Source organism: Leptolyngbya sp. DQ-M1, from assembly GCF_039962505.1.
In the GTDB taxonomy this organism is placed as follows: domain Bacteria; phylum Cyanobacteriota; class Cyanobacteriia; order Leptolyngbyales; family Leptolyngbyaceae; genus Leptolyngbya.
Genome location: NZ_JAMPLJ010000030.1, coordinates 1 through 15,241, shown reverse-complemented (window position 1 = coordinate 15,241; position 15,241 = coordinate 1). Strand labels below are relative to the sequence as shown.

15 protein-coding genes and 1 pseudogene are annotated in these 15,241 nt (G+C 47.3%); 5 read left to right on the top strand and 11 right to left on the bottom strand.

The window, feature by feature from the left end; translation table 11 throughout:
- Nucleotides 1–8: 8 nt before the first annotated feature.
- From arsJ to NC981_RS25285, 6 genes and pseudogenes are all read right to left on the bottom strand, one after another.
- Nucleotides 9–1,271, bottom strand: coding sequence for an organoarsenical effux MFS transporter ArsJ (gene arsJ, locus NC981_RS25310; RefSeq protein ID WP_348245555.1), 1,263 nt, complete (start codon nt 1,269–1,271; stop codon nt 9–11).
- A gap of 4 nt (nt 1,272–1,275) precedes the next feature.
- Nucleotides 1,276–2,286, bottom strand: a complete 1,011-nt coding sequence (locus NC981_RS25305; protein WP_348245554.1) for an ArsJ-associated glyceraldehyde-3-phosphate dehydrogenase — start codon at nt 2,284–2,286, stop codon at nt 1,276–1,278.
- Between the two features lie 160 nt (nt 2,287–2,446).
- Nucleotides 2,447–3,369 (bottom strand): annotated as a pseudogene (locus tag NC981_RS25300) (substrate-binding domain-containing protein).
- Between the two features lie 108 nt (nt 3,370–3,477).
- On the bottom strand, nt 3,478–3,807 hold the full coding sequence (locus tag NC981_RS25295) for a metalloregulator ArsR/SmtB family transcription factor (protein ID WP_348245553.1): 330 nt from the start codon (nt 3,805–3,807) through the stop codon (nt 3,478–3,480).
- Between the two features lie 215 nt (nt 3,808–4,022).
- A complete protein-coding gene (locus tag NC981_RS25290; RefSeq protein WP_348245552.1) occupies nt 4,023–4,871 on the bottom strand; it encodes a DUF1206 domain-containing protein in 849 nt (282 codons plus the stop codon).
- Nucleotides 4,872–5,183: 312 nt separating this feature from the next.
- Complete coding sequence (locus NC981_RS25285; protein ID WP_348245551.1) at nt 5,184–5,324, bottom strand: hypothetical protein; 141 nt, start codon at nt 5,322–5,324, stop codon at nt 5,184–5,186.
- A 362-nt stretch (nt 5,325–5,686) separates the two neighbouring features.
- On the opposite strand from NC981_RS25285, the gene NC981_RS25280 reads away from it, so the two are divergent.
- On the top strand, nt 5,687–6,493 hold the full coding sequence (locus NC981_RS25280; RefSeq protein ID WP_348245550.1) for an alpha/beta fold hydrolase: 807 nt from the start codon (nt 5,687–5,689) through the stop codon (nt 6,491–6,493).
- A 39-nt stretch (nt 6,494–6,532) separates the two neighbouring features.
- On the opposite strand, the gene NC981_RS25275 is transcribed toward NC981_RS25280, so the two are convergent.
- The gene (locus NC981_RS25275; protein ID WP_348245549.1) at nt 6,533–7,564 is read right to left on the bottom strand and encodes an iron ABC transporter permease; all 1,032 of its coding nucleotides are present in this window, start codon (nt 7,562–7,564) and stop codon (nt 6,533–6,535) included.
- Nucleotides 7,561–8,580, bottom strand: a complete 1,020-nt coding sequence (locus NC981_RS25270) for an iron ABC transporter permease (protein ID WP_348245548.1) — start codon at nt 8,578–8,580, stop codon at nt 7,561–7,563. Before NC981_RS25270 ends, NC981_RS25275 begins: the two co-directional genes overlap by 4 nt.
- Nucleotides 8,581–8,771: 191 nt before the next feature.
- On the opposite strand from NC981_RS25270, the gene NC981_RS25265 reads away from it, so the two are divergent.
- The 3 genes from NC981_RS25265 to fetB are packed head-to-tail and all read left to right on the top strand — an operon-like array spanning nt 8,772 to nt 11,231.
- The gene (locus tag NC981_RS25265; RefSeq protein ID WP_348245547.1) at nt 8,772–9,461 is read left to right on the top strand and encodes an ATP-binding cassette domain-containing protein; all 690 of its coding nucleotides are present in this window, start codon (nt 8,772–8,774) and stop codon (nt 9,459–9,461) included.
- Nucleotides 9,462–9,511: 50 nt separating this feature from the next.
- Complete coding sequence (locus NC981_RS25260; protein WP_348245546.1) at nt 9,512–10,387, top strand: Rpn family recombination-promoting nuclease/putative transposase; 876 nt, start codon at nt 9,512–9,514, stop codon at nt 10,385–10,387.
- Between the two features lie 37 nt (nt 10,388–10,424).
- Entirely contained in the window at nt 10,425–11,231 is an 807-nt protein-coding gene (fetB, locus tag NC981_RS25255; protein WP_348245545.1) for an iron export ABC transporter permease subunit FetB, read from the top strand.
- On the opposite strand, the gene NC981_RS25250 is transcribed toward fetB, so the two are convergent.
- From NC981_RS25250 to NC981_RS25240, 3 genes are read right to left on the bottom strand one after another with little or no spacing between them, the layout of a single operon-like run.
- Entirely contained in the window at nt 11,232–12,038 is an 807-nt protein-coding gene (locus NC981_RS25250) for an ABC transporter ATP-binding protein (protein WP_348245544.1), read from the bottom strand.
- A 32-nt stretch (nt 12,039–12,070) separates the two neighbouring features.
- Nucleotides 12,071–12,472 carry a biopolymer transporter ExbD gene (locus NC981_RS25245; RefSeq protein WP_348245543.1) on the bottom strand — a complete coding sequence of 134 codons (402 nt, stop codon included), beginning with the start codon at nt 12,470–12,472 and terminating at the stop codon, nt 12,071–12,073.
- A gap of 20 nt (nt 12,473–12,492) precedes the next feature.
- A complete protein-coding gene (locus NC981_RS25240; RefSeq protein WP_348245542.1) occupies nt 12,493–13,143 on the bottom strand; it encodes a MotA/TolQ/ExbB proton channel family protein in 651 nt (216 codons plus the stop codon).
- A gap of 309 nt (nt 13,144–13,452) precedes the next feature.
- On the opposite strand from NC981_RS25240, the gene NC981_RS25235 reads away from it, so the two are divergent.
- Nucleotides 13,453–15,006 (top strand): TonB family protein, encoded by a 1,554-nt coding sequence (locus NC981_RS25235; RefSeq protein ID WP_348245541.1) that lies wholly within the window; start codon nt 13,453–13,455, stop codon nt 15,004–15,006.
- Nucleotides 15,007–15,241: the final 235 nt, after the last annotated feature.

The window sequence follows — 15,241 nt, the reverse complement described above, 5'->3', positions numbered from 1 at the left end:
ACATTGCGTTAATCTCCGTCTTTCGCTTTCCAGGCAATCGCTTTACTTGGCTGGGGCGTGGGTAATTTGAGAGAAATTAAGGCGGCAGCTAGAACAAACACTGCCGAAGTCCACAGGCAACCGATCAGCCCAAAGCTTTGATAGATTAGCCCTGATAAAACGGTTCCTGCTAATCGCCCTCCAGAGTTTGCCATGTAGTAAAAGCCAACGTTCAGGGCTACTTTGTCATCATCGGTATACGCCAGAACCAAGTAAGAATGAACGGCTGAATTGAAGGCAAAAACGACACCAAAAATCATCAATCCACCGACGATCGCATAGTTTGGATTCACTCCAGCCGCTAGCGCGATCGCAATCAATACAGGCACGATCGTTAAGGCCAATGTCCAAAACCGAATCGTGCTGGTCGAGGGCGGGCGACCTGATCCAAATCGTTTGATCAAGGTCGGTGCAGAGGATTGAATGATGCCATAGCCAATCACCCACATTGCCATGAATCCGCCAACCTGGTAGAACGACCACCCCAGCGGCCCGCGCAGAAACACAGGTAAGCCCACCACAAACCAAACATCACGAGAGCCAAACAGAAAGAATCGTGCAGCTGACAGAACGTTGATTTCGCGACTCTTGGAAAATAGCTGCGTGAACTTCACCTTGCCCTTAATTTTGCCCATGCCACTCGGCAGCAACAATCCGGTGAACATCAACACAAACAGTCCACCTGCCATTAGCCATAGGGAATGCACAAAGCCGATCGAAGCCAGTAATGCGGCTCCTAAGAAAAACCCTGCCCCTTTGAGCGCATTTTTCGATCCGGTGAGAATTGCAACCCATTTGAAGAGCGAGGATTGGGCATCTTGGGGGACGACTAACCGAATTGCACTTTTGGAACTGAGCTTAGTCAAATCTTTCGCAATTCCGGAAAATGCCTGAGACATCATGACGTAAGAGATCGCAAACCACTGTGCCCAACTGCGATCGAGAAACGACAACATCATCAGCGCGAAGATTTGCAGTCCAATCCCAGTGTAAAGCGTCGCTTTTAGACCTAGCCGAGAGCCAATCCAACCCCCAAAGAAATTCGTGACCACGCCAAACACTTCGTAAAACAAGAATAGGAATGCAACTTGTAAAGACGAGTAACCAATTTCATAAAAATAGAGCAGCACTAACAGTCTGAGCGCACCATCGGTAATCGTAAAGCCCCAGTAAGCAAGCGTTACGAGAATATAGTTTTTGAGATTGGCATTAGATGCGGTTGTAGAGGACATAAGGTTAGTTCAGACTCAGTGCAACTTTTCGAGCGAGTTCAACCATGCGGTTCGAGTAGCCCCATTCGTTGTCGTACCACGCCAGGATTTTCACCTGTGTTTGATCGACAACCATTGTCGAGAGAGCATCAATGATCGAGGAGCGGGGATCGTCTTTGTAATCGATCGATACGAGTGGACGTTCTTCGTATCCCAAAATGCCTTTTAACGCGCCTTCCGAGGCTTCTTTTAGGAGTTGATTCACTTCTGCGATCGTGGTAGGTCTTTCCACTTCAAACACACAATCGGTCAGCGACGCATTGAGTAATGGCACTCGAACGGCTAAACCATTGAGCTTGCCATTAAGTTCAGGGTAGATAAGCCCGATCGCCGTTGCTGACCCTGTTGTCGTCGGGATGAGCGATAGGCTGGTTGCTCTTGCTCGACGCAAATCTTTGTGAGGGGCATCGACGATCGTTTGAGTGTTCGTATTGTCGTGAATCGTCGTAATGATGCCATGCTTGATGCCTAACCCTTCATGGATCACTTTCACAACGGGAGCTAGACAGTTTGTAGTACAAGAAGCCGCCGTCAGCAGGTGATGTTCGTTGGGCTGATACAGATGATCATTGATGCCCATAACAATGTTGAGTGCGCCTTGTTTGACTGGAGCCGCCACAATCACCTTTTTCACACCACGCTTGAAATAGGGATCGAGCGTTTCCGGGGTGCGAAACTTGCCAGAGCATTCTAGAACAATGTCAACGCCGTAATCTTCCCAGGGCACATCGCCAGGTTTAGCAGATTCGCTGAACGTGACGGGTTTGCCATCGATCAGAATGCGATCGTCTCCAGCTTCCACGTCCGGTGTCCAACGCCCATGTACCGAGTCGAATTTCAGCAGATGAGCTGCCGTTTCTGCACCACCTTTCACTTCATTGATGTGAACAAACTCGAATTCTGACCACCCCCAAGCGGCGCGAAAATCTAGTCGTCCAATCCGCCCGAACCCATTGATTCCAACCCGTATAGTCATGGCTTTATTTTGAGAAATTGCAGATTCATATCAAATTAATTTGATATGAATCTCACTATAGATCAAACGGGTGCTGAAATACAGCAATTTTCTAGATAATCCTCTAAAAAAAATTGATACGTTTTTGAGAAACTACACCAGCGCTCGATTAAGGCAGACTTTAGAACACGGCTTGCTTCCGTAACAGTTCAGCGATCGTTAAGTCAGGCTGAGGCAATCCCTCAAACACTGTCCCAACCTTACCCTGATAGAAATGGAGGTTGGTCAATCGATATCCCTCATCCGGTAAGGGAATGTAGCCGACTTGTGTGACTAGATTCTTAGCATTCTTGAGATAGTACTCAACAAAAGCTTGGAGTTCTGGCTTCTGTTGGGCTGCGGTGATATTGACGTAGATGAACAAAGGGCGAGAGAACGGGCGATACTGCACTTTTTCAACCGCTTCGCGGGACGGTAAAATTGCCCCTCTACCTTTTCTGTCATCTATTGCCAAGGCTTTTAGTTCATTTTGCTTCGCTTCATAGTAGGAAAGCCCAAAGTAGCCGAGTGCATCTGGATCTTTGCTCACACCCACAACTAACTCGTTGTCATCTTCACTCGCGGTATAGTCTGTTCGGCCGTGATGTCTTTTGCCCACGTGTTCTGAGGATTAACTGCGATCGTGAGCGCATCAAACGCGATCGGTAGTTCATAGAATCGGACTCCTGCTTTTCCACAAGCCTGCATTTCTGCTTTCAGAATCGGGCGAGAGGCATTATTAATATCGGTTTGACCCGCGCAGAATTTTTTAAAGCCGCCCCCTGTGCCAGAAAACTGAATCTCAATCTGACCTGCTTTGTCACCCTTTGCTTGACGGTACTCTTTCACTATCAATCGGGAGATCGGAAACACGGTACTCGATCCATCAATCTTAATGCCCGGATAGGAAGGAATCGCTGGATTGGTAATATCTTGAGGTGCAGTCGTGGCTTGGAATGGGTTAGAGTTAGCGGTTGGATTCGAGGTGCAACCTGAAATCCCAAGGGTCAATACGACGCAAGTGCCTAGCAGGCGTTTAAAGGGAATGGATGTTTGAAGGGTCATAGTGCATCCACCATTGGTTGAATGAGGAATGCACTCATCATTTCAAAAAATCTTGATGGTTTCAAGTGTTCTGCAAAACATTCGACATTATATGAAGGAATTGATGGACTATTCCTCATCCCGACATTTCCGCACGGGAAGAACCGGGCTAAAGCGGCGGAATTCCGCGAGATACTGCTCTAGCACGATAAATTGTGTCAGATTCAGGCTGTAGTAAATCCAGCGTCCCTCTTGCCGTGCCTGAACCAGTTGTGCCTCTTTCAGAGTCTTGAGATGAAAGGAGAGTTTCGATTGGCTTACGTCTAACGCCTCGCACAGATCGCAAACACACAGTTCACGATCGCGCAAGAGATCCAACACTTGAACGCGCAAGGGATCAGACAGCGCGTGAAAGCCCGCAACAATAATATTTGATGAAACATCAGCAGTTTTTGGCATCAACTTTTCTTAAAAGGATGAGGTAAGTACCTTCAGTTTAATGTGCCATTTCATCAAACGGGAAGTACCGGAGTGACAATTAAGCGATCGCCTCGTACTAAAATCGACCGGTACTCTAGACACAGCAAGCAGTTGGCTCGCTTGCTGTGTCCTTAAAGGTTGCTGCATCACTTCACACAGAGTATCCAAGCTCAGCTTGGGTGCGACCTTTTCTACTAATCCTGTATGAGTCGTCGATATCGAGCTTCGATTAGAGAGTAAATGCTATAAGCAATCAAACCCAAGGCCACAATTCCTAAAATCCAAGTCCCATAAGGCTGCTGGGCTAGGACGGCTAATGCTTCCCCTAGTCCTCTAACCTCAGTTGCATCAGACTGCCAAGCCGCAATGATCACAAACAGTCCAATCACACAAAAAACTACGCCCCGTGCGGCAGTGCCAAATTGTCCGACTCGCTTTGCCCATTTGCGCTCCGATAACCGCATCTGATCTAGCTTAAAATGACGCTGAAATTTTGCCGTATACGCCTGATAAAAGTGCGATAAGCCGACTCCCACTACGATCGTACCTGCCAAGCCAACTAGCCATTGTCCTAACGGTTGAGCCAGCACAAGTTCTGTCCAATCTTGGGATGCTTTTCCGTCTGCTCCGCCTGTTCCTAGAATCAGATTAAGAGCAGTCAGCGCCAGTCCTGAATAGGCGATCGCGCTAAACAAATATCCAATTCGTTTAACAATCCGTTTTGCAGAATGGGAACTGCCCTCGTGTTCTGGATCAAAGATTGCTTGGGCAAACCGCCACAATACATAACCGACAATGCCGATCGCAACGAGACTTAGAAGCAGCTTGCCAAACGGCTGCACCACGATCTCTTGCAATGCCCCACTCGTGTCGGTGGTTCGTCCTCCCGCACCAATCGCAGCTTGTGCTGCTAACAATCCCACAACAAAATAAACAATTCCTTTAGCAGTGTAGCCAAGCCGAGCAAGCTTTTCAAATCCAGGATGATGCAGGGTTTGCTGTGCAGATTGCTTCAGTGGAGGAGGAAGATCAGGGCGAGTCATAGAGCGTAAAGTAAGACTGCCCCTACAGTGAGACGCTTGATTAGTCAGTGCATCTATCGGAGTAGGTAACTTCGGCGAACACGAGGCTGTAGCTGGGCACAATTTCTGGGCACAATTTTTTGAGCAATTCTTGTTTCCAAGCAAGGTTGGAAACATCATTGACAGCGTTTCTCTAGTGGCAACCCTCAATCATGCTGAAGTTGCTCGATACGAGGATTAGGCGATCGCGGCTCAAACAAATGATTCTATAGAGGGTCGTTGGTCAAAATTCTCTGAATTACTGGGTGAAAAGTTCAGACATTTTAAGGAGGTTCAAATGCAAACTCCCGCCGTTGTTGAAAGCGATTCTTTGTCCCACAAGCTAGAGCAGATTGGCAAGATTCTGCGGAAGGCATCATCGTTTTGATTGGCTTGTTTGTCACATTGCTTGTTTGTCACATTGTCGATCGTCATCCCAACGCTCAAAGCAAGTGATCTCGTTCAACCGTACACACATCCCGTGAGCGTTTGAAACTTATTGATTATGAGTCTCAGTAAATGATGAAATTATTTTATCAAGCTATTGATAGTTAATATCAATAGCTTTAATTAAGAAATGTTACTAAGAAAATAGAATAATTCTGTAAAATCCACAAGATATGGGTTTTAGAGTCAAGCCTACGAATGAGCAATGCAACTAATGAAACTTAATAGAAACTATTTCTATAACTACTTCTATTAAGTGTGGTACGATTCTTCTTAATCTTATTGACTATAAGTCTCAAAAAGAGAAGATCAAATCGAGAACGATTGTATTGACTGGAGAAACAGTAAGAATGTCCAGAATTGGTTTATTTCGGGGGACTCAGACCGGCAATACTCAAACGATCGCAGAAGCGATTCAGCTTGATGTGTTGTGGCTCAGTTCGAGTCCGAGCTTAAAAATCTTCGATCGTGCTTTGCTGCAAGAGCTATCCCAGCAAGTCCGGATTGGACTCTGGGAATATCAACAAACGCAGGATGAAGCAAGCTGCCTCGATCGAGCAGTTGAGCTTTTACATGAATATTTGCAGACCTTCGATCGTTCGATTCATCTCGCAGGTCATGGAATGGGCGGAGTGATTGGGCTGACTTATGCCCGTCGGCATCCAGAAAAAGTACGATCGTTAACCTTACTAGCAGTCGGAGCACAGCCTGCAACTACTTGGCAAGCTTACTACTACATTCAACGTCAAATGCTGCCTTATAGTCAAACGCAGATCTTAGCTCAATCAGTTCGGAGCCTATTTGGTAATCACCTTCCGTATCCACTGAAACACATGGTGACACTGTTCGCAAGGGACTTAGATGAATCACCCTCAATCCACTCATTGTTTAAACTCTCAACGTTACCAAGAGGAGGAGTATCAGTTCCATTAATGATCTGCGGAAGTAAGACTGATCCGTTAATCTCACTCCCAAATCTGTACGAGTGGATCGATGAGTTTAAACCAGGAGACATGATTTGGACAGCACCGATCGGATCGCACTTCTTTCATCACTGTCAAGCCCAAGCAACGAGTCAAGAAATTCAGAAATTTTGGCGGTGTGTTGGAGCGAGATTGCAAGCAATGGAACGAAAAGTCGCTGTGCGATCGACATAAATTGAGATACCGCAATCCAGTAGCAGTAATGTCCTATTCTCACGATCCTTGACGTTTGCGAATCAAAAGGTAGAGAAAGAAAGGAGCACCGATCGCAGCCGTCACGACTCCACAAGGAAGCTCAATCGGAGCAAACGCAGCTCTACCGACAAAATCAGCCAAAACAACAATCACGCCCCCTATTAAGGCAGAAATCGGCAGTAGCCCTTCATGTCGACTCCCAACAATCTGTCGTCCTAAATGAGGAGCAATTAGCCCAACAAATCCGATCGATCCTGCTGTCGCCACTGCTGCTCCCGCCAAAGCAACCGCAACAATCACCAGTAATCCTCGATGCCATTCCACCCGGCTCCCTAGCCCTTTCGCAATGTCTTCTCCTAAGTTCAATACATTCAGATGTCTTGCCAAGCCAAACGCGATCGGGACAAAGATAACGAGCCACGGAAGTAGCGCGATCGCTTGTTCCCAGGTACGACCGTAAACGCTCCCTGCTAACCAGACTAAAGCTTGACTCACATCATGGATTGAGCCAAAAGTAATCAGTAAACTCGTGAATGCGCTTGCGATCGCAGATAGTCCAATTCCCATCAAAATCAGTAAAATTGGAGAACTTCCCCGATTCCAGGCTAATCCGTAGATTAAGGCTGCCATCAGTGCTGCACCCGTAAATGCAGAAAACGGCAGGGCATAGACTGGCGCACTTGGAAACAAAACAATTACAGAGACAGCAGCTAAACTTGCTCCAGTATTGATGCCAATAATGCTTGGGTCAGCCAGTGGATTGCGCGTTAGCCCTTGAAAGATTGCACCGGAGATAGCAAGAGCAACCCCAACCATGAAAGCAACTAATGTTCGGGGCAACCGTAGGGTGTGAATCACAAATGCATGATCTGGATTGCCTGTATTGATGCCAAACAAGGTTTTGACAATATCTAGAACTGCGATCGGGTATTCCCCTCGTCCCACATTAAGAACAATCGCCGCCAAGCCAAGTGCTAAGAGCAGAGCTGCAATCGCGGGCACTCGTTGATCGAGGCGAAACGATAGCACCGGAGAACGCCAATCGCTCATTTTTTCACCTTCACTTTTGCAAGATAGACAAAGAACGGTGCACCCACGATTGCAGTCATCACACCCACTGGTAGTTCTTGGGGTTTCAACACAACTCGCGCTGCAATGTCTGAGAGTAACAATAAAATTGCGCCTGCGATCGCGGAATACGGCAAGATCCAACGATAGTCTGTTTTGATGAAGAAGCGCACCATATGAGGAACCACTAAGCCGACAAAGCCGATGGGGCCTGCGATCGCAACTGAACTTCCTGCCAAGAGAACCACACTCGTCGCCGCTAATAGCTTTACCCAAATGGTTTGCTGACCTAAGCTCGTCGCAATGTCTTCCCCTAAGCTAATCGTCGTGATCTGTCTACCTAATAGAAATGCTAGAACTAATCCTGTGCCTAGAAACGGGAGCACTTGCAGAAATAGTTCAAAATCCCGTCCTGCTAGTGATCCCGCTAACCAGAAGCGAATCTCTTCAAGCGTCCGTTGACTCACAATCAGAACCGCAGTCGTGATCGAAGAAATCAATGCGGTCATTGCTGCACCCGCAACAGTAAGATTCAAGGGAGTTGCACCACCGCGTCCGAGAGCACCGAGCAAGTAGACAAGTACGGCAGCGATCGCGGCTCCCAAAAATGCCACCCCTGCGTAAATCGTCAGCGACGAACTCCCAAAAATAAACAATGTGATCACAACTGCTAGAGCGCCGCCAGCTTCAATTCCTAAGATTCCAGTTTCTGCTAGTGGATTGCGGGTTAAGCCCTGCATTAATGCACCAGAAACAGCAAGAGCCGCACCCACTGACATTGCGATGAGCGATCGCGGCAATCTGATCGTTTGAATCACTAGATGATCAAACGAGTAATCGAAAGTCGTGAAGGATTCCAGAATCGTTCGCAGTGGAATATCTCTCGCGCCAAGCGTGACACTGTAAATTAGAACAATTAGCAGGACGATCGCACCCAAACCAAGTCCTAATAAAGATAGTAGCGGTTGTTTGAAGGCTTTAGATGAGGCAGAAGTCATTGCAAGAGGGACTCTTAATGCAAATAAGTCCTAATTGTACTGGGTTATGTGTAAAAGGCAACGGCTGATCAAAAGTATCATTCGAGCTAAGTGAGATCATGGACTGGGTTGTAAAGCGCGATCGCATTTAGAGAGGGCTATACTCTATGGACGATCAAGAATAGTTCTACTTCCGTTCATTTTTGGACGCGATGTTTTGTATAGTTAAAGCTGGCGTGTCGATAGAAGCTCGTTTGTTAGTTCTTCAAAATTTAGGGCGACAAGTTGAAGAGAAGTGGATTTGGAAGCATCTTAATTTCGAGTTGCATCCAGGAGAAAGGTGCGCGATCGCGGGTGCTGCCGGAACCGGAAAGACATTGTTACTAAGAGCGATCGCAGCCCTTGATCCAATTCAAGCCGGAAGTGTTTTATTTCAAGGTAAGAACTTGTCCGATTGGTTTATTCCTCGCTATCGCACTCAAGTTCTTTACCTACATCAACGCCCCGCACTACTAGAAGGAACAGTCGAACAGAACTTACAAGCAATCTATAAAATGTCAGTGCACCAATCACTGAAACCTTATCCTCTTGAGCGCGATCGCATCCTGAAGTATCTATCGAGCTTAGGACGATCCGCAGATTTTCTCAACCGCCCCATTCATGCCCTTTCAGGCGGAGAATCTCAGATTGCAGCTTTTCTGCGTGCCTTGCTGTGTTCTCCGACTGTGTTGTTATTTGATGAACCGACCGCTTCCCTCGATGCACAGACTGAGCAACAATTCGAGCAGCTTGTACAATTTTGGCAACAGGAAGACCCAATGCGATCGTATTTCTGGACAAGCCATGATCCAGAGCAACTAAGCCGAATGACCGATCGCAGATTGAGGCTCGATCGTTTGTAGCAGGGGGATATTTACAGTACACTTGACCTTATTGTTTTTCGCACAATGTAATGCGACGCGATCCGCTGTTTTACAAGCTCTTTCAACGTTCTCCCGACTTGCTCTTTGATCTGATTGGGAATAAGCCCAACAATGCGGCTGATTATCGATTTGAATCAGTCGCCGTTAAGGAGCCAAAGTTTGAGATTGACGGTGTGTTTTTGCTGCCTGAAACCGGAGGGCCTGGAACCGTCTATTTCTGTGAGGTGCAAATGCAGAAAGACGATGAACTGTACGAACGGTTGTTTAGCGAATCGGCATTGTACTTCTACAGGAATAGCGCTCAGTTCTCAGATTGGCAAGCAGTGATTATCTATCCGACTCGCGCAACAGAGCAAAGTAAGCTGTATCCGCATCGTTCTCTGTTAAACGGGGATCAGGTGTATCGAGTGTTTTTGAATGAATTGGGCGATGTGAGATCCTTACCTGTGACTGTGAGCGCACTCGTATTAACAATCTTGAAGGAAGATGAAGCGCCAGAAGTAGCGAGAGGTCTGATTGCACGGGCAGAGATGGAGGACTTCACGGCAACAGAAAGACGAGACATAATAGATATTGTGACCTCAATTCTAGTGTATAAATTTACGAACTTAAGTCGATCGGAGATTAGAGCTATGTTGGGATTAGATTTAACCAAAGAGCCAAGAGCAATTCGGGAAGCTAAGGAAGAAGGACGGGAAGAAGGACGGGAAGAGGTGCGCGGGCAAGAGGCGATCGCCCTGATTACTCGACAGCTAACTCGGCGGTTTGGGCAGGACTTTTCTGAAGAACTACGATCGCAGATTGCAGCCTTATCGTTGCCGTTGCTTGAAGACCTCAGTGAAGCTTTACTTGACTTCTCATCCGTGGCTGACTTAGAAGCTTGGTTAAGAGAACTTCAAGCATAAACCTAACTGCAACGAGAACTGCTTACCTGAGCTGCTAATGACGACTTCTTATGTTCCGATTAATAATGGACAGCTCGCGATCGCAGCCTTACTCATTGTGATTAATGTTGTTTTGTCAATCGCGCTACAACTGCGACTAGAGAAGCAGTTGTGGATTGGGGCAGTTCGGATGACGGTTCAACTTTTGCTGATTGGCTACGTTCTCAAGTGGATTTTTACTCTACAGTCGCCCTGGCTCGTATTAGCTGTAACTTTAATGATGACGATTCTGGCGGGACAATCTGCGATCGCAAGAACTAAACGTCGCTATCGGGGAATCTTTTGGAATTGCTTCATCTCAATCTTTGCCTCCTCAGCCTTGATGATTGGCGTGATTGTAGTTGGGATCATTAGAGTTGAGCCTTGGTATAACCCACAGTATGTGATCCCAATATTAGGTATGATTCTGGGCAATGCACTAACCGGGGCATCCCTTGCACTCGATCGCTTCACTGAAGATTTGATTATTCGACGAGATCAAATTGAAGCTTTGTTAGCGTTAGGTGCGACTCGATGGGAGGCTGCACAGCAAACAATTCAAGAAGCATTAAGAACCGGGATGATTCCTACAATCAATCAAATGATGGTGATGGGAACCGTAAGCTTACCCGGAATGATGACCGGGCAGATTATTGCAGGCGCAAATCCAACTGATGCAGTACGCTATCAGATTGTGTTGATTTTTGCGATCGCAGCCGGAACTGGACTCGCGACGATTGGAATTGTCTTACTTGGATTCCGAACGCTCTTTAACGTACAACATCAACTAAGACTTGATCGATTGCATCTCAGAGAAAAAGCCTAACTACGATCGCGCCTTTGCTTTCTGACTGATAGGAATGCACAGTGGCGTTCCTGAAATTGGATCTGCAAAAATCCGACACTCTAGATTGAACACAGCTTGAGCGAGTTCCTCGGTCATCACAGTCTTAGGATCGCCTGCTGCAAAGATTCTCCCTTCTTTGACTGCAACTAGATAATCTGCATACCGACAAGCTTGATTCAGATCATGCAGCACCATGACGATCGTTCTTCCTTGCTGCTGATTCAGGTTGTATAGCAAATCTAACACTTCAATTTGATGAGCAAGATCCAGAAAGGTAGTAGGTTCATCCAGTAATAAAATATCCGTATCTTGCGCGAGTGCCATCGCAATCCAAGCGCGTTGTCGCTGCCCACCCGAAAGTGTGTCTAGAGCGCGATCGCTAAACCCCACGAGATCTGTTGTTTCTAGTGCCTGTTGCACAATCTTTTCGTCCTGAATAGACCATTGTTGCAGCCAGTTTTGGTAAGGATAGCGTCCTTGAGCTACTAAATCTTTAACCGTCAGTCCTTCAGGCGCGATCGGATTTTGAGGTAACAGTCCTAATTGTTGAGCAACTTCTTTGGTCGATCGCCCGAAGATCGATTTGCTATCTAAATAAACTGCTCCATTCACAGGCTTTAATAGTCTTGCTAGCCCTCGTAGAAGCGTAGATTTCCCGCATCCGTTTGCACCCACCAAGGCGGTAATTTTGCCTGTGGGAATTGCTAGAGTCAGATCCTTAACAATAACTGTCCCATCGTAAGCAAGGGTGAGATTTCGAGTTGCGAGCGCTGCGGGTAAAGACATAAAAGATTGATTCAAAATTGTGGTGAATTTTTCTATTTCTTCTTCGTAGCGATCGCCATCTTGACTCCTTCAATCTTGCGAATTTCATCCATCACCGAAACAATCTGACCATGTTCTACCTTCTCGTCGGCATTGATTACAACAACTGCTTGCCGATTGGCTTGCATGAGTGTTCTAACCCCTGTTTGCAGTTCAGACAACTGAACCGATCGCTTGTTCAGTGCTATTTCTCCGCTAGGCTTAACACTCACCGCAATTCTCGTCTGTTGCTGACTTTTAGAAGTTGCTGCACGAGGCAAGTTTACAGGCAAACCTTCAGAACGAGTCAGAAACAATGTAGAAATAATGAAAAATGTTAGTAACGCAAACACAACATCAATCATTGGAACAATGTTAATCTGTGCTGGAACGTCGTTATCTTCAGAAAACAGCATAGTGATTTGAGCGCAAATAATTAGTAATGTTGTGAAATCCGACCGTCTTCGTAACGACGGCTATAGATTAGCTCGAAACGATTTGCATATTCTTGAATCAAAGCGGTTTGGCGAGTGAAAAAACCTCGAAAGATACCGACTGCAAAAAAGTTAAAAATTGCAACGACTAATCCTGAAGCAGTCGAAACAAGCGCTTCACTGATCCCGCCTGTAACACCAGCAGTTTGACTGCCTCCGACATTTCCAAGATTCAAAGACGCAAATGATACGATCAATCCAGTCACCGTTCCCAACAATCCAAACAAAGGCGACAATCCAACAATCATGTCGAACAGATTCGTAAATCGTTTCATACCAGGAGTTTCAGCCTGTGCCTCCGCCTGCATTGCCAATCGAAACTGTTCAGGCGTAGGACGATCGAGCGACAAAGCAGATAGCAAAATGCGACCCGCAGGGAGATCAATGTTTTTCTTCAGAGTATCGATCGCGCCTGCCACATCGTTTTCCTGATACAACATCAATGTGCGCTGCATCATCTTGGGCTGACGTTTGATGATGCGACCCCAGTAGCGCGATCGCTCAATGATCAACCCGATCGCGGTTACAGAAAATAGCAGCAGTGGAATCATCACTACTCCACCTGCTTTCAAAAGGTTAATCACATCACTCATCACTACAACTCCAACCCAAGTTCACGAAAATTTTTAGCAATCGATCGTACCGAGGTTTCCGACTGAAGAAACAGAAACCCAAACTCATATCAGATGTCAGCGTAAAGCTAATGAAAATGATTGTCAAGTGCTTTTCAAGAGCTGAACTTAAAGCTACACACTAAAAAGTGCTAAAACGTTAGGTTTATACTCAATATTTTCAGCATCGAGCTTCTTCCCAAACTATGAAAATTAGCAATTGACAGATGCCATCTCGAGTATTAGCCTGAGTGAATGGAATCCCCTGATGCAATTAGCTGTCAATAGATTATGAATTTTGCTCCAGAAGTTGCAGAACAACGTCAGAAAGAAGCAACACGACTGAAGCGGTTTTTGCCCCTCAGCTTCACTGGCGCGATCGTCGCGCATCTTCTTTTGATCCCCTTGCTTGCATTGATTTGGAAGCCTGGGGCAGAGGTTGCGATCGCGGAGGACGAAATTGAAATTATTGCTGGGGATCAAGCAGAGGAAGAACCCGACAATGCTGAGTCTACGGCTCAAGATGCAGGAGGAAGCGGTGGTGGCTCTGAGCAGTTTGCACTGCTCAATCCAGAACCAAGCGCTCCTCCCCCCAACTCTGTAGAGGTTGCCCAGGCGATTCTTGAACCTGTCCCTGAACCTATCGTTGAGCCAACTCCGGTTGAAGAACCCGAAGTCGTTGAAAACGATCGTCCCTTTCCAACTCCTAGCCCAACCCCTTCTCCTAGCCCAACCCCTGATCCCAGCCCAACCCCTGATCCCAGTCCTAGTGCTTCTCCTAGTCCTAGCGCTTCTCCTAGTCCTAGCGCTTCTCCAACATCCTCTCCTACCCCAACGGCTTCTCCCAGTCCATTGGCGCAATCTGGCACAAAACCAGAAGGTCAAAACGCTACAGCTCAATCAAACGCAAATCAAACAAACAGTAGTTCGACAAGCGGAACCAGCACTGGAACTGGAAACGGAACTGGAAATGGAGCGGGAAATGGAACTGGAAATGGCATCGGCAATCAAGGCAGTGGAAATGGAATTGGTAACGGCAACGGCAATGGAACTGGAAATGGAGCCGGAGCCGGACAGCAAGGTAAACCACAATCCAACCCATCACCGCAACCTGTTGCGATTCGACAAGCACCCCCCAGAGAAGAGGGCGATCGACCTGCTCAAAGTCGGAGAAAGCGACCTCGATGTAAAGAGAACTGTAATCTTGATGAATACTTGGGGGCAGAAGGGACGGCTCGCTTTGAGTATGATGTAGACAAAGATGGCAATGTGACAAATCTTCGATTGCGGAGATCGAGCGGCAACCCGGAGATCGATCGCAAAGCTGAAGAAGCCCTGAGACGGCGACGATTTGAAGCGTCTGAATCAGGTTTCCAAGGACAACGTATTCGCGTGACTTCTGAACAAGAGGGATCAAGCTTTCAGCGTCAGAATGACGAGCGTCGCCGGCAAGAAGCTGCCCAACGTGCGGAACGAGAAGCCCAGATTGCGGAACAAGAACGTTTGGAGCGGGAACGGATACAGCGTCAAGCCGAGCAAGAGCGTCCGCCTGCATCCGCTACGGAACCTGTTCAACCCAGTCCAACAACGGCTCCTGCACCCGAAGCCCCTGCGGCATCTCCATCGGCTGCACCTACACCTGTGGAGCCTGCACCTGCTCCTGTTGAACCTCCACCAGAGCCTGCACCCGCGCCGGTCGAACCTGCTCCTGTTGAACCCCCAGCAGAACCTACCCCTGTTGAACCTTCACCAGAGCCTACACCCGCGCCGGTCGAGCCTGCACCCGCTCCTGTTGAACCTTCACCAGAGCCTACACCCGCAGACGCTGCTCCTTCTAATCCGTAAAAGCATGAACTTGCCCTCCTTAACCCTTCCTCACGGGGAGAAGAAACTAAGGTTCTTGTTCCCTCTCCTCGTGGGAGAGGGCTAGGGTGAGGGCTGCAACCGCCTAAATCATTCTTCTACTCAGCAACGCCGAAAGCAGCACTGCTAGTGCATTCTCAACTGTTGCAGTAAGTCATCTAGAATTTGTGCTTCAGCTAGTGAACCTCGTAGCATGGTCATGTGTGCATCCATAAAA